Below are 15115 nucleotides of genomic sequence, written 5' to 3' on the forward strand. Positions count from 1 at the left end.
TTCTGGAGAGCAGCCCATGGCGAATTCTGGAGAGCGCTGAAGGCCATGTCGGGGCAATCCCTGTTCTACATGGGCGATAAGGACCTGAAGCATAAGATCCTCGCCATTGCGGAGGAGGAGGGGGCGAAACAAGCCAGCTATGCCCTGAAGCTGCTCCAGAGTGAAGGCCGGGTGACCATGGCCAGCACGGGGAAAGATCCTCAAACGGGGATGCTCGTGACCCATGACTACACGGTGGAAGGCCCGGTGATGCTGTTTCTGACGACCACGGCCATCGATCTGGACGAGGAACTGCTGAACCGCTGCCTGGTGCTGACCGTGGACGAAAGCCGGGAGCAGACCCGCGCCATCCATGCCCTCCAGCGCAGCCGGGAAACGCTGGAAGGGTTTTTAGCGAAAAGCCATCGAGAAAGCCTGCTGGCGCTGCATCGGAACGCCCAGCGGCTGCTGCAACCCCTGGCGGTGGTGAACCCCTACGCGGACCAGTTGAGCTTTCGGGACGATCAGACCCGCTCCAGACGAGACCATGTGAAGTACCTGACCCTGATTCGATCCATCGCCCTGCTGCACCAGTTCCAGCGGGAGGTGCAGACCCTCGCCCATGAAGGGAAGCTCCTGCATTACATCGAAGTGATTCCTTCCGACATCGAACTGGCCAATGAACTGGCCCAGGAGGTGTTTTCCCGCACGGTGGACGAGCTGCTGCCCCAGACGCGGAAGCTGCTGAACCTGCTTCACGACTGGGTGCGGGGTGAATGCGAGGTCCAGGGGGTCGACCAACGAGAGTTCCATTTCACGCGCAGACAGGCCCGTGAGGCTGTGGGCTGGAGGGATACGCAGTTGTGGGTTCACCTGGGGAGACTGGTGGAGATGGAGTTCCTGGTAGCCCGCCGGGACAAGCAAGCGCTTTGCTACGAGCTGCTTTACCAGGGGGAGGACGCCGAAGGTCGGGCTCATCTGCTGGGGCTCATCGACTGCGCCAGCCTCCAATCTAGGTCTATGACGGCAACCTTTCGGGGGGAGACTACCCACCTTTCGGCCCCGATTCGGGGGGGATTCGGGGCTGATTCGGCCCCTGTTCGGGGGGCGTTTGGATCGTCTGAATCACGATCTGACGCCGGTTTCCCCCTGATCGCGGCCTCCACCCCGGCCAAAACGCACAGTACCCCCCTCTCGATGTCAGCGGCGGCCCCGTCCTACCTTCCTTCTTTAGCGGCTGCCCGCTGATGCGACCCAAGAGCCCACCCCGCCCGAAGGCCCCCGTGGGGGATGTACGCGACCCGGACAGCCTCTATCACCACATGCTGCGCTATCTCGCGCACCTGGCAGAGAAGAACTACTCCCCGCGCACGGTCCATGTTCGGGAGCAGTATCTGCGGTATTTCATCGCCTGGTGCGATGAGCGGAGCCTGACCCGGCCTCAGCAATTGGACCGGCCCATCCTGGAGCGCTACCAGCGGTACCTGTTCTATTACCGGAAGGCCAATGGTGAGCCCCTGTCCATCGGCAGCCAGCTCGGGCGGATCACGCCCATCCGCCACTGCCTGCAATGGCTCGTGAAGCAGGGACACCTGCTCTACAGCCCGGCCTCGGAGCTGGAGATGCCCCGGATCGAGAAGCGCCTGCCCAAGGCCATCCTGTCGGCGAGGGAGGCCGAAGCGGTGCTGGCGGTGCCCCATGTGGGGAATGCCATGGGGCTGCGGGACCGCGCCATGCTGGAAACGCTCTACAGCACGGGGGTTCGTCGCCTGGAGCTGGTGAGCCTCAGGGTCCGTGACCTCGACATCGAGCGGGGCACGGTGATGATCCGTCAAGGCAAGGGGAAGAAGGATCGGATGATCCCCATCGGGGAACGGGCGCTGGCCTGGATTGAGAAGTATCTCGACACCGCACGGCCCGAGCTGGTGACGGGCAAGGATGACGGCACGCTGTTCCTCTCCAATCTGGGCGGACCGTTCGCGCCGGGGCGCATCACGGACTTGGTGAGGGATTATGTGGAGAAGGCGAACATCGGCAAGCATGGCTCCACCCACATGTTCCGCCACACGATGGCGACGCTGATGCTGGAGAACGGGGCCGACATCCGATTCATCCAGGCGATGCTGGGCCACGCCAGCCTCGACACGACGCAGATCTATGCCCAGGTGAGTATCCGGATGCTGAAGGCCATCCACACGGCCACGCACCCCGGAAAGCTGGCGAGAGCGGGCAATCACACCCTGGAGGAGGACGCCGAGCCCACCGCCGCCGATGTCCTGGCCCAGCTCGACCGGGAAGCCGAGGAGGAACGGGAATGAGGTCATTCACGGCACTGCCCAAAGTGTTATACTTGTATAGCAAGGAGCGCCCCATGCTGGCCATCCGCCTTCCCATTGAGATCGAACACCGCCTGGAAGCCCTGGCCCAAGCCACGGGCCGCACCAAGACCTTCTACGCCCGCGAGGCCATCGTGGAATACATGGACGATCTGGAAGACATCTACTTAGCCGAGAGCCGCCTGGAAGATCTCCGCGCTGGTCGGAGCCGCACATTCACCCTAGAGGAAGTGGAGCGGGACCTTGGCCTGGCGAATTGAATTTGAAGAGGCCGCCACGAAGGATCTCGCAAAGCTCGACAAGACCATGGCGAAGCGGATCACGTTGTTTCTCCGGGAGCGGGTGCTGTCGCTCGACGACCCCCGAGGGATCGGGGAGGCGCTGAGAGGTCCACGCCTGGGTGAGTTCTGGAAGTATCGGGTGGGAGACTATCGGATCATCTGCAAGATCGAGGATGGAGCGTTGCGGGTGCTGGTGGTGAGGATAGGAAACCGGCGCGAAGTCTATCGTTGAAGCGTTTCGCAGCCTAGCCTGCCCCCACAAGTCGCATCAGGGGGTCTCAGGTGTAGACTGGCTGAAAGATCTTTGAAATTTCAATATGGTACCTAATGAAGCGGGTCATCCAGCGGGTGACCCGCATCAAGGCTCTGCATCTTTGGCAATGCGCTGGGGCAGGGTATTGCGGATGAAATGAAACCTGCGGCAGTGGCCCAAACAGAGCCTGTGAAGACGGTAAGTCAGATCACAGCTGAGTTCCAGGCTGATATGGCCAAGTGGAGAGCACTCGCTGATCAGACGATGGCTGATGCGAACCGCTATCTGAAATACCAAGCTGATGGTAGTTCGAGTTCCTTCCTGAACCAGGGGACAGATGGGCTATACACGACGCCCCTGCGAGACACGAGCATGGCCAACGCGGCGGGTGTGGATGGCCAGCTAGGGGATTCAGCCTCTGATTCAGATGATGTCGACACCATCACGATCAAGAGGGGGATGACGCTCTCCAAGATTACAAACGACAATTACGAAGATGGCAGCATTGAGAATCAGATCCGGCTTGCCAAATACAATGAATTGAGAAGTGCTCATCAGATTCGGGCGGGTAATGAGCTCGATTTGCCTTCCCAAGATGTGCTTGACGAGATCCCGGTACAAGCCCAGGGCAAGGCTACTTATCTGAAAGAAGGCGCCATTATTCAGGCAAGGGCCGCAGCGGCTGAAGGTGAGTTTGCTAAGGCATTTAAACAGAACGTAATGAAAGAAGCAGGGTTCCCGACGTCCGATATCAGAGCGGCTTTACGTTTACCTCAAGATGAAGAGAACGCCGGTTTACCAAACTTTGGTAAAGACCTTCGAGGTCAAATTAATGATGTTTTGATTAAGGAAGATACAAGAGCACTCACTCCCTGGGAAATACGGAATAATATGGCCAAGTTGGCAATTTCCATGGTTGGAGATCCCAGCTATACCTTTGAGTCCGACGCCAATGGCATGGAACCCAATTCGTACAAATGCAATCTCTTCGTATATGATGTTGGCAGGGCATCTGGCGTTTCCATGCCAACCAATAACGCTTTGCCCCTTCGCGCTTGGCAATGGACATGGGGCGTGGGTGATAGGCCTGGGTGGGAGCGGGTGGGGTTCGATGAACGCGCTATAGGCGATGTTATCTCAGAAGGGCTTCCCGGTTCCTCAGGGCATTGCGGATTTGTGGTAGGCTCAAATATGACTGTTTCTGCAGGTTATGCTCCTGGGGCAGGTGTTAATGGTGTAGTCGTGAACGATTGGGGCTACAGATCGGACTGGCGATCTCTGCTCAAGCAAAGTACTAACACATACTATAGGTATGTTGGTAATGTTAAGTCTGACAATAACGAATTCAATAATATTGTTCCCTCAATCGTATGGTAAAAGCTCTGCGCTCACTTCCGTTAATGCTTGGTCGGGTACTGCTTCTTATTTCTGTAAAAGTTGTCCTATTGTTGGATTTTTTACTATATCTTTTGTGGGCAGTTGCTGTGGCAAATAGTCATAACTGCAGTTATAGTTCGATGGTTATTTTGGTGGCAATTTTATGCTTATTGGTAATGTTTGTTGGTTTTTTTGTGTGTATTGTTCGAGGACGCTTCTCCGGCTGGAAGATTGTTTTGATTGCGCTGTTTGCATGTTTGCTGCTATTTGTCGCATGTGATGTGCTTTTGGTAGTTGATCATGGTTAGCCGGGAATTAATGCGCCGGGGCAGGGGTGGCCTAGCCTTCAAGCATGGCAGGCTATGGAGTAGGCCCTGCGAAACCGTAGAAACCTTGAATGGGCGCCACTTTCCGGGAACCTTTGGCAATGCGCTGGGGGAGAGTATCAAGGATGAGATGCTGGTGAGTGCTTCGGCCCAAACCGCCCCTGCCAAGACTGAAACCCTGAGCGAGATTTCGAAAGGCTTCCAGGCTGATATGGCCAAGTGGAGAGCACTAGCTGATCAGACGATGGCTGATGCGAACCGCTATCTGAAATACCAAGCTGATGGTAGTTCGAGTTCCTTCCTGAACCAGGGGACAGATGGGCTATACACGACGCCCTTGCGAGATACGAGTCTGGCCAATGCGGCAAGTGTGGATGGGCTGGTTGGCCAGTCTAGTGCCACAGCGGTTCGCTATTATGTCGATGCCAAGGACTATGGTGGAAGGCTGGAGTCCATTGCGCGAGGTCAGTTGAGCGACCAGCTTGGACGAGTACCGACTCAAAGAGAGGTGAACAACTATGTCGGGCAGCTCTCCGAGATCAACAGCATTGGGGACCCTCGTGCTATTCCAGCTGATATGAGGATCTATCTTCCTGATGCCAATACTCCGGCTGCCACTACGGGGCTGGGAGTCTATGGAAGGGATATTGCCTATGGGGAGCGGTTGAAGCAGCAGGAGGCTGCAAAGGACCGCGCCTATTGGGATAGTTTGCAGGTCGGCGCTTGGTCAAACCGAACTAATCAGATCGTGGAACCTGCATCCACCGTAGATCTCGATTTGATGAAAGCCCGGGTTTGGGCGGCTGAGGGCAGCGCCTTGACCGGCGCCGCTTCAATGGTCGGTGATTGGGTTGATCGGGGGGCGGCTATTCTTGGTAACGGATACAGTCAATCTTCAGCAAATAATCTTCAGTTTGTTAATTGGCTTGGGAATGCGTCGGACAATTTGTCCACTTCCTATAACCGCTATTCGGCTGAATCTGCACTCCTGGAAGGTCAAAACTACTTAATGCTGGGGCAGTCCGCCAAGGATTCTTTCACTTCCTTTAGCCAGTATTCGGCTAATTCAGAATTCGAGTTAGGCCAAAACAACTTGATGATGGGGCAGTCTTTTTCCAATTCGGCCGACAAGTGGCTCACAAATTATGCGGCCCACGGGGCATACATGTGGACAGATACGGACGGAGGCTGCACTCCAGGCCCTTTGAGTTATCAATTTGTTTCGGATGCTTCATTCTATTTGAATACTTCCACTATGCCATTCAATCTACCATTAGGAAGTTTGGATGGGAAATGGATTGATAAAATAAACTCGAAGTTGGAACCATTTTCAGGACCAATGAAGGGTCTGGCTTTGGTTACGTCTGCCACCTCAATTATTAACGACTGGAGAGCTTCAGATGAGAGTTTGGCACAAGAAAATCTCACTGGAAGTCAGCATCGATGGCTCAATACTGCTTTTAATTTGGTTGGCGCAGTCGGGAGCGCTACTAACAGTACGCCTATTGGTGTATTGTGTACAGCGCTTTCGACAGAATATACGATTATTGACCGATTCTATCCCGGGGGAGTTGGGGCATATATGAGTTATGGCGCTGAAGTGGAGCAATATAGCGTTTGTCTTCATTAGGCTATAGGTCCGATCCATTCTATTTTGGTTGTATATAGAGTAGGAAGCCCCATGGAATGCGAGATGTGTCACCATATGATGTCTTCTGGAGTGATAATAACGGGTTTTTCAAGCATGTTATGGTATAAGGATTCCTACCCGAGATGGAAAAGGTTCTTTAGGATCGGGGGGGAACCGGTGCTGGACGGGGAGCCAGTGGCATCAGCCATGTGTCCAAAGTGTGATATTTATTTTTTGCCGCAAAGAGGAGCTCTCTGCCCATACTGCCGAGCTAACCTTGAGTTAGGATTGCTTTTAAAAATCGTCCGTGGGGGGATTCTTTGGTCCACAGGTAAAGTTAGCAAGAAGTGGTATGGTCAATGTCATGAAATCAATATTAATTTAGGAAATGATTTTACAGTTTTTCGCTGCGAATACTGTGATTACTTCGCAATATCTAATACGTCGACCCTGGACAACCCTTTGCGGTGATTTCGGAGGCAGTCACCCCTCGACATCACCCGGCGTCCGAGCAAGCTCCCCGGTGCACATGCTTAGAAAAAGCCACTCAACCCCAAGGTGTCGTGCGGCTGTCAAACCCGGTTCCATTGAATTTGTTGGCATTTGTGGTCAATATAAAACACCTTGTATTCCTCTCGTCTAAGGCCCCATGCACCCCGACCTCGCCCTTCACATGATGCGTGACCTCTTCTGGACTGCCCTGCTGGTCAGTGCGCCCCTGCTGGGCTTGACGCTGGTGGTGGGGCTGATCATCAGCATCTTCCAGGTGGTGACTCAGGTGCAGGACATGTCCCTCACCTTCATCCCCAAGTTGGTGGCGGCGGGGGTGGCGCTGATCATCTTCGGTTCCTGGATGCTCAGGGTGGCGGCTCAGTTCTCGACCCGGCTTTGGCTCAGCATCCCCTCGCTCTTCTGATGCCCTTCGCCCTCGATTCCTTCACTCGTCTGGGTTTCAGCAGCGCCTGGCTTTGGGGTGTGCTTCTGCTGTCCTTGCGCCTGGGGGCGGTCTTTCTGATGACGCCGATTTTTGCTTATTCGGGCGTGCCCATGCGGGTCCGGGCGATGCTGGTGCTGGGGCTTTCCGTGGCCCTGATGCCCATGGCGGGGGCCCCCTTGCCGACCCGCCTGTTGGATCATCCAGGCTTATTGGTGCAGGCCTGCTTTACGGAATGGGCGCTGGGGAGCACCCTGGCGGCGGCCATCCTGGTGGCTTTCGCGGCCTTCAGCACCGCTGGGCGTCTGCTGGATCTCCAAATCGGCTTCGGCATGGGGCAGGTCCTGGATCCCGGCACCAATGCCCGGATGCCCTTGGTGGCCACCGCCTACAGTCAGGTTGCCGTGCTGGTCTTCTTCTTGGTGAACGGCCACCACGCCCTCCTTCGGGGCCTGGCCTACAGCCTGGAGCGCTTTCCCCTTGGGCAACCCTGGCCCCTGGACGCCGCTCTGGAACCCATCCTGCGTCAGGCGGCGGGGCTCTTTGGAATGGCGTTCCTGCTGGCGGCTCCGGTGGTCTTCTGTATCCTTCTCGTGGAGATGGTCCTGGGGGCCATCGCCCGGTCTATGCCTCAGATCAATATGCTCACCCTCGGCATTCCCCTTAAGATCCTGGTGGGACTGGCCACGCTTTCCCTATGGTTTGCGGGGATCGGTCCCGTCATGAGCCGGGTCTACAGCAGCATCTATCGGGCATGGGATGGGGTCATGGCAGGGGGGCACCCCTGATGGCCCAGCAGGATCTGGACCGCAACCACGCAGCGTCCCCCTACAAGTTGGAGAAGGCCCGGGAGAAGGGGCAGGTCGCCAAGAGTCCTGAAGTCGTGGCGGCGGTGGTCTTCGCGACGGCGGTCGTCTTCCTGGCATGGCAGGGGTGGGGGGCCTGTCGGGATATGTTCCGGTTGGACCACGCCCTTCTGATCCAGGCCACTCGACTGGGGCCCCAGTCGGGGGCTCTTTGGCCGCTTGTCGCTCGGGGGCTGCGGGGCACGCTGGTGCAGTTGGCACCCCTCCTGGCCATGCTGGCTATCGCGGCGGTGGCAGCCAATATCCTTCAGACGGGACCGGTCTTCTCTTTTCATCCCATCAAGCCCGACTGGACCCGCATCAACCCCGCCACGGGCTTCAAGCGAGTCTTCACCATGCGGACCCTCTTCGTGGCGATCCGCTCCCTGGTGAAGCTGGGCTTCCTGGCCCTGGTCTGTACCTTCGCCCTCAAGGCATTGCTTCCTCAGTTCTACCGGTTGGCGGGGCTTTCGCCCCTCGGTCTGACTCGTACCCTGCTGGATGATTTCTCGGCCCTGGGCTTGAAGATCGCGCTTACCCTGGGCTTTCTGGCGCTGCTGGACCTGATCTACATGCGCTACGAGTTCGCCAAGCAGATGCGCATGAGCAATCGGGAGATGAAGGACGAGCACAAGCACCGGGAGGGCGATCCCCGGATCCGGGCCCGACTCCGGGAGCTGCGTCGGGAGATGCTGAAGCGGGTCATGGCTCTGCGTCGCACCCGGGAAGCGGATGTGCTCATCACCAACCCCACCCATGTGGCGGTGGCCCTGCGCTACGAACACGGCCAGATGGCCTCGCCCCAGCTGGTGGCCAAGGGGAAGGGCTACATGGCGGCGGTCATGCGCAAGATCGCCGCCCGACACCAGATCCCGGTCGTTCAGAACCCCAGTCTGGCCCGCCAGCTCTATCGGGAACTGGGGGTGGACCACCATGTGCCTCCGGACCTCTATGCCCAGGTGGCCCGCATCATCGTCTGGATTTTTGCCCGCCGGGACGCCCAGCGGGCCCGGCGACAGCCGACCATTCCCCCCTCCAGGAGCAGTGCATGGATTTCCTGAAGCGTTTTTTTGGCAAGCACAGTGATATTGCGCTGGTGGCTCTGGTTTTCGGGGTGCTGGTGGTGCTCTTTGCGCCGATCCCCGCGAGCCTGTTGGATTTCCTGATCCTCACCAACTTCTGCTTTGCCTTCCTGATCCTCCTCCTGACCTTCTACATGGCACGGCCCGTTGAATTCTCAACGTTTCCCTCGCTGTTGCTCATTGCCACCCTCTTCCGCCTCTCGCTCAATGTGGCGGCCACGCGCCTGATCCTGTCGGACGGCAATGCGGGCAAGGTTATCGCCTCCATTGGCTCCTTCGTGGTGGGGGGGAATTATGTCATCGGGCTCATTGTCTTCCTGATTCTCATCGTGGTGCAGTACGTGGTGGTGACCAATGGTGCCCAGCGTGTGTCCGAAGTGGCGGCCCGCTTCACCCTGGACAGCATGCCGGGCCAGCAGATGAGCATCGATGCAGATCTCAACATGGGCTTCATTGATCAGGTGGAGGCCCAGCGGCGGCGCAAGAACCTGGAAAAGGAGGCGGCCTTCTATGGCGCCATGGACGGCGCCAGCAAGTTCGTGAAGGGCGATGCCATCGCAGGCATCATCATCATGCTCATCAATATCGTCGGTGGTCTGGTCATCGGGGTGATGCAGCACGGCATGCCCTGGGCGGAGGCGCTCCAAACCTACACCCTGCTCACCATCGGTGATGGCATCGTCACGCAGGTGCCAGCCCTGGTGATCGCGGTGGGCACGGGCATCATTGTGACCCGCTCGGCTTCCGACGCCAATCTAAGCACGGAGGTGCTGAGGCAGATCACCTCCTTTCCCAAGACCCTGCTTCTAGTGGCGGGGGCTTTGGGAGGGTTGCTACTGTTGCCTGGGATTCCGGCCCTGCCGACCTTGGCTTTGGAGATCTGCCTGTTGGCGGTGGCTTTGCTGACCTTTCGGCTGAAGCGTAAGCCCGAAGCCCTGGAGCCCGTTCCGGAGGAAGGTCTGGAGCCCCAGGGGCCGGAGGATCCTTACGCCATGCTCGCGGTGGAGCCCGTGGAGGTACACCTGGGAAGCCATTGGTACGCGCTTGTGAACTTGCCCGGGAATCCCTTCCTGGAGAGGCTTTCAGCCTTCCGTAAGCAGCACGCCCTGGAATTCGGTGTCGTGCTTCCGGCGGTGCGTTTCCGGGAATCTGCCAAATTGGGGGGTGACCGATACGAGATCGTGCTTGACGGGGCCACCTGCGCCCGGGGCGAGTCCCGTGTCGACCGCATCCTGGCCATCCATCCTGGCGGGGATGTTCGCTCGATCCCAGGAGAGATCACCAAGGACCCCACCTACGGTCTTCCGGCACTTTGGATCCTGGATACCCAGCGAGAGGCGGCCCAGGCGGCGAAATATACGCTTGTGGATGGCCCCACTGTGCTGCTGACCCATCTGACGGAAGTGCTGCGCCGGGAGTCTGCTTCCCTGCTGACCCGCGCGGAAACGGAACGCCTGTTGGCCAGGGTGCGGCAGGCTCAACCCACCCTCGTGGAGGAACTGATTCCCACGGTGCTTGCGGTGAGCGACATTCAGCGGGTGCTTCAGAACCTGCTGAGGGAGAAGGTGTCGATTCGTCACCTGGAGGCCATCCTGGAAACCCTGGCAGATGCTGGTCGTCAGAGTAAGGATGGTGGCTACCTGACGGAGATGGTCAGGCAGCGGCTCGGTCATGCCATCTGTCAGAGTCTCCTGGGAGATGCTCAGGCTTTGCACGTGATGACCCTGGACCCGGCCATCGAGAGCGAATTCCTGCAGAGTGTTGCTTCTGCGAGGGGTAGTGAAGGGGCACAGCAGCCCTTCGTTCTGGATCCCAAGTTGGCGGAAAAATTCATTTCGCGCCTGGTGCAGCAGGCCGAGCGGATGATGAAGAGCAACCTGTTGCCGGTACTGCTGTGTTCGCCGGAGTTGAGGCGGCACATTCGCAGTTTGTCAGAGCGAGTGGTGCCCCATCTCCGGGTGCTGTCGATGAATGAAATTCCCCAGAATATTGAGCTAAAATCATGGGGTATTGTCTCGCTATGAATCGTCGTTGTCTGTTTCCAGGCCTTGGCCTCCCCGGATGAACCCATGGAAAATGTCCTTGCCGTAACTCTCAACAGCATGCATCAGGATATGAGCCGCCTGGATCGGGTGGCCTTTAACCTTGCCAATGCTGCGACCCCCGGTTTCAAGCGGGAGGTCGCTGTCTCAAGACCTTTTCTGAGTGCGCTGGAAGATGCGGCGACTTCGGTTCGTGGGATGGAGGGGCAGCATCCCACCCTTCAGGTCCGTCTGGATCTGGGGGCCGGGACCCTCAAGAGCACCGGAGAGTCCTTGGATTTGGCCCTCACGGGGGATGGGTTCTTCGAAGTCAGCACGGAGGCTGGGCTTGCCTATACCCGTCAGGGGAGTTTCCACTTAGACGCCCAGGGGCGCCTGGTAACGGCCCAAGGGCATGCGGTCATGGGCACCCGGGGCGAAATCTTTCTGAAAAGCCCGAACCCAAGCATTGATGCCACTGGGCAGATCCGGGAGACGCCCAAGGAGGGCGAATCTGCCTCTCCTGAGCCTGTTGCCCAGATCAAGGTCGTGCGCTTTGAGGCCACACAGGCCATGCAGCGCCTAGGGGATGGCCTGATGACTGCGGGCACGAACTTGGGATCGGCCAATCTTTCAGGCCAAGTGCGCCAGGGCAACCTGGAGAACGCCAATGTCAGTTCTCTTCAAGAGATGGTGCAGATGATGCAGACCATGCGCCACTTTGAATCGATGCAAAAGGTTGCCCAGGGCTATGACGAGTTGCTGGGGACGGCTATCCATAAGCTCGGCGATTTGTCATGATTGAATCAAAATGTGAGGAAGTGGAGGGATGACCCATGCATGACGCTTTGTCCATCGCAGCTACGGGCATGCAGGCCCAGCAGCTGAACGTGGACACCATCGCGAACAATCTGGTCAATGTGAATACCCCCGGCTTCAAGAAGGGGCGGGTCACTTTTACGGATTTGATGACGTCTGAAGCCAGCCGGATGAATCTCGGAGAGGCCAACCTTGAAACGGATGGGGCCTCTTTGGTGCCTCGACTGGGCGCTGGCGTCGGGATCACCAGGGTCGGCAAGCTCTTCGACGCGGGGACCATCTCCCAGACGGGCTCCAGCTGGGATCTTGCCATCCAGGGGGAGGGTTTCATTCCCGTGGCTCTGGCGGATGGCACCACGGGCTATTCCCGCGGGGGGACCCTGAAGGTCAATTCTGAGGGATTGCTGACCACTCAGACCGGCCAGGCCATGAAACCGAGTATCACCATTCCCGCTGCGGCGACTGGGGTCACGATCTCGTCGGACGGCCAAGTGTTGGTGACGGTGCCCAACCAGTCCACGCCGGTGCATGCCGGGCAGCTCCAACTTGTGCGTTTCAGCAATGCTGCGGCTCTGGTTCCGCAGGGTGACGGGCTCTATCGGGCTGGTGTCGAAACGGGCGAAGCCATCACGGCCTATGCCGGGCAGGACGGTTTGGGCTCCTTCCAGCAGGGTTTCCTGGAAGGCTCCAACGTCAAGATGGTGGACGAGATGGTCAACCTGATGGTGGCCCAGCGAACCTATGAAGCGAGTGTCAAAGTGGCCCAGGCCTCCGATGAGATGCAAGGCCTGATCAACAATCTGCGCAAGTAATGGGGTGATGACGTTTCTACGCCCCTGACTTCTTATTGCGCCACCTTGGGCCGTGCTGCAGTCCTCTTCGGGCTGCTGGGAGGCATTGTGCCCCTTGGTGCCGTGGATTCTCAGGATCTTCCTGGCCTCAAACTGGGACGCTTCGCATTGCAGGGCGTGCGAGGGAAAATCCAGCAGTCCGGCATCCAGGGCCACTGCACCCTGGCCCATGAACCCAGGGATCTCCGGGTGCCAGCTGGGCAGGTCAAGCTCAAGTTGGCGCCTTGGGATGTACCTCTAGGCCCTTCGTTACGCCCCTGTCGCAAAACCCTTTGGGTGGAGGTCTGGGTGGAGGGGGCCTTTGTCCGGACCGTTCCGGTGAACCTGCTCTTTGAAATGTCGGCGCCCTTGAAATCAGAGGAAGAGGCCGACGTGCCACTGGAGTCTCCCCCTGAGGCCGATCCAGTTGAAAAGCCCGCTGCTTTCCCACAACCGGTCAAGCCCAGTGTGGCGAAGGACCGGATCCTTCCCGTGCCACCGGTGCTCAAGTGCGGACAGATGGCATCGCTACGATCCAGCACCGGGGCCATCCGGATGGAAAGCCGGGTGCAAGTGCTCCAGGATGGGGCTCCAGGAGAGGTTATTCGAGTCAAGTTGCCCAGCGCGTCCTCATCCTTTCGGGCAAGGGTGATCGGTCCAGATCTTTTGGAGGCCCTGCCATGAGGCACCACCTTGTTCTGGGCAGCTGCCTGGGTCTTCTTCTCTCCACGGCCACGGGGCTTTACGGAGAGGACCTTTACAACCCGAAAACATTCAAGTCCTTGACTGGGGACAGCAAGGCCTTTCGGGTGGGGGACCTGATTACGGTCCAGGTCTATGAAAACTCCTCGGCCAGCACCAGCACCGATACCTCGACTCAGCGCACCAACTCGATGAATGCAGGGCTTTCTGTGACACCGAGCGGCAAGCAGTGGGGGGGCACTCTGGGGGTCAACGGCAGCTTCGACGGGGGTGGGACTACCCAACGGGCCAACCGATTGCTGGCAACCCTCAGCGTGACGGTGCGGGAGATCCTTCCCAATGGGGAGTTGAAACTTGCGGGAGAGCAGCTTCTCACCGTCAACGGGGAGAAGCACAAGGTCTTTCTGGAAGGGCGTGCCCGCGCCCAGGACATTTCCAGTGAGAACACCGTACTTTCCACCCGGTTGGCCGACGCCAAGATCAACTATGTGGGCGATGGTGACCTTACGGCGCGTCAGAAACGCGGCTGGTGGCGCAGGTTGATGGATGGGTTGGGGTTCTAGATGAAACGATTGCTGAAGGCCACGACTCGGATTCCGCTCATCCTTGCACTGCTCCTGGGAGCCGTTCTTGGACAGGCAGAACCCTTGCGGGTCAAGGATCTGGGCAAATTCCGGGGCTGGCGCCAGAACGCCTTGGTGGGGTACGGCATTGTGACCGGCCTTGCGGGCACTGGAGACTCCCCGACCAACGCGGTGACGCGCCAGACCATGGCCAATGTCCTGTCCCAATTCAACCTGACGGTGCCTTCGAGCCAGGTGCAGAGCCGCAATGTGGCTGTTGTCTTGGTTTCGGCGACCTTGCCGCCCTTTGCGAGGGTGGGGGATGCCTTGGATGTGACCGTGACTTCCGCCGGGGATGCTCGGAGCCTCCTGGGTGGCAGCCTGCTGCTGGCTCCGCTCAAGGCAGCCAATGGGCAGATCTACGCACTGGCTGAGGGGCCTCTTTCTCTGGGGGGCTACCGTTACGATGCTAATGGGAACGTGGTTCAGAAGAACCATCCAACCGTAGGATCCATTCCCAACGGGGCCAAGGTCGAGGTTGCCGTGGATGCGCAGATTCTCGGGCCGAACCATGAGATGACCTTTGTTCTTGCGGATGCCGACTACACTACGGCAAATCGTATCTCTGAGGCAATCAACCGGCAGTTCGGTGCGGGTACAGCCTTTGCCAAGGATGCGGAAGGCATAGAGATCAAGCTGCCGGATGGGCAGCGGAACCAGCTTGTGGGCTTTGTGGCCAAGATTGAGAACCTGCATGTGGAGCCGGACCGCCGCGCGAGGGTTGTGATCAACGAGAGAACGGGGACTGTCGTTTCCGGGGGAGATGTCCGGATATCCGAGGTCGTGATCTCCCATGGCGATCTGAAGATCTCCATCGCCAATTACAACACTGCTTCCCAGCCCTACGGTGTGTGGGGGACGGGTGCGGATGTGCGAACGGCGATTGTCACAAATACGACGGTGGATGTTAGTGAGAAGAATGAGCCGGGCTTCCTGGCGCCGGGTGCGAACACGGTGACGGACCTGGTTCAATCTCTGGTGAAGATGAAGACCGGCACACGCGATGTGATCTCCATTCTGCGGGCCATCAAGGCTGCGGGGGCACTGCATGCCGATCTGGTGATCCAGTGATCAGGG

15 protein-coding genes are annotated in these 15115 nt (G+C 58.3%); all 15 read left to right on the top strand.

Annotation, left to right across the window (positions count from 1 at the left end):
• Positions 1-45 precede the first annotated feature (45 nt).
• The 15 genes from HOLFODRAFT_RS21680 (at position 46) to HOLFODRAFT_RS0215360 (ending at position 15109) form a co-directional block, all read left to right on the top strand.
• Positions 46-1227 (top strand): hypothetical protein, encoded by a 1182-nt coding sequence (locus HOLFODRAFT_RS21680; protein ID WP_005034661.1) that lies wholly within the window; start codon positions 46-48, stop codon positions 1225-1227.
• 35 nt (positions 1228-1262) lie between these two features.
• On the top strand, positions 1263-2297 hold the full coding sequence (gene xerC, locus HOLFODRAFT_RS0215295) for a site-specific tyrosine recombinase XerC (protein WP_211237970.1): 1035 nt from the start codon (positions 1263-1265) through the stop codon (positions 2295-2297).
• 53 nt (positions 2298-2350) lie between these two features.
• A complete protein-coding gene (gene relB, locus HOLFODRAFT_RS0215300; RefSeq protein WP_026939373.1) occupies positions 2351-2575 on the top strand; it encodes a type II toxin-antitoxin system RelB family antitoxin in 225 nt (74 codons plus the stop codon).
• Positions 2559-2828 carry a type II toxin-antitoxin system RelE family toxin gene (locus HOLFODRAFT_RS0215305; protein WP_005034668.1) on the top strand — a complete coding sequence of 90 codons (270 nt, stop codon included), beginning with the start codon at positions 2559-2561 and terminating at the stop codon, positions 2826-2828. Before relB ends, HOLFODRAFT_RS0215305 begins: the two co-directional genes overlap by 17 nt.
• 177 nt (positions 2829-3005) lie before the next feature.
• Complete coding sequence (locus HOLFODRAFT_RS0215310) at positions 3006-4226, top strand: hypothetical protein (RefSeq protein WP_026939374.1); 1221 nt, start codon at positions 3006-3008, stop codon at positions 4224-4226.
• Between the two features lie 393 nt (positions 4227-4619).
• Positions 4620-6182 carry a hypothetical protein gene (locus HOLFODRAFT_RS0215315; RefSeq protein ID WP_026939375.1) on the top strand — a complete coding sequence of 521 codons (1563 nt, stop codon included), beginning with the start codon at positions 4620-4622 and terminating at the stop codon, positions 6180-6182.
• A 649-nt stretch (positions 6183-6831) separates the two neighbouring features.
• Positions 6832-7098 (top strand): flagellar biosynthetic protein FliQ, encoded by a 267-nt coding sequence (locus HOLFODRAFT_RS0215320; protein WP_005034676.1) that lies wholly within the window; start codon positions 6832-6834, stop codon positions 7096-7098.
• The gene (gene fliR / locus HOLFODRAFT_RS0215325) at positions 7098-7904 is read left to right on the top strand and encodes a flagellar biosynthetic protein FliR (RefSeq protein WP_005034678.1); all 807 of its coding nucleotides are present in this window, start codon (positions 7098-7100) and stop codon (positions 7902-7904) included. The genes HOLFODRAFT_RS0215320 and fliR overlap by 1 nt, the downstream gene beginning before the upstream one ends.
• Complete coding sequence (locus HOLFODRAFT_RS0215330; protein WP_005034681.1) at positions 7904-9022, top strand: EscU/YscU/HrcU family type III secretion system export apparatus switch protein; 1119 nt, start codon at positions 7904-7906, stop codon at positions 9020-9022. Before fliR ends, HOLFODRAFT_RS0215330 begins: the two co-directional genes overlap by 1 nt.
• Positions 9010-11067 (top strand): flagellar biosynthesis protein FlhA, encoded by a 2058-nt coding sequence (gene flhA, locus HOLFODRAFT_RS0215335; protein ID WP_005034683.1) that lies wholly within the window; start codon positions 9010-9012, stop codon positions 11065-11067. Before HOLFODRAFT_RS0215330 ends, flhA begins: the two co-directional genes overlap by 13 nt.
• 45 nt (positions 11068-11112) lie before the next feature.
• Positions 11113-11865 carry a flagellar hook-basal body protein gene (locus HOLFODRAFT_RS0215340; protein ID WP_005034686.1) on the top strand — a complete coding sequence of 251 codons (753 nt, stop codon included), beginning with the start codon at positions 11113-11115 and terminating at the stop codon, positions 11863-11865.
• A 35-nt stretch (positions 11866-11900) separates the two neighbouring features.
• A complete protein-coding gene (flgG, locus tag HOLFODRAFT_RS0215345) occupies positions 11901-12695 on the top strand; it encodes a flagellar basal-body rod protein FlgG (RefSeq protein WP_005034688.1) in 795 nt (264 codons plus the stop codon).
• An 87-nt stretch (positions 12696-12782) separates the two neighbouring features.
• A complete protein-coding gene (locus tag HOLFODRAFT_RS0215350; protein WP_005034692.1) occupies positions 12783-13397 on the top strand; it encodes a flagella basal body P-ring formation protein FlgA in 615 nt (204 codons plus the stop codon).
• On the top strand, positions 13394-13978 hold the full coding sequence (locus HOLFODRAFT_RS0215355) for a flagellar basal body L-ring protein FlgH (RefSeq protein WP_005034694.1): 585 nt from the start codon (positions 13394-13396) through the stop codon (positions 13976-13978). The genes HOLFODRAFT_RS0215350 and HOLFODRAFT_RS0215355 overlap by 4 nt, the downstream gene beginning before the upstream one ends.
• On the top strand, positions 13979-15109 hold the full coding sequence (locus tag HOLFODRAFT_RS0215360) for a flagellar basal body P-ring protein FlgI (protein ID WP_005034696.1): 1131 nt from the start codon (positions 13979-13981) through the stop codon (positions 15107-15109).
• The last annotated feature ends 6 nt before the right edge of the window (positions 15110-15115 follow it).

Origin of the sequence: Holophaga foetida DSM 6591 (assembly GCF_000242615.2) — a bacterium.
GTDB lineage: Bacteria > Acidobacteriota > Holophagae > Holophagales > Holophagaceae > Holophaga > Holophaga foetida.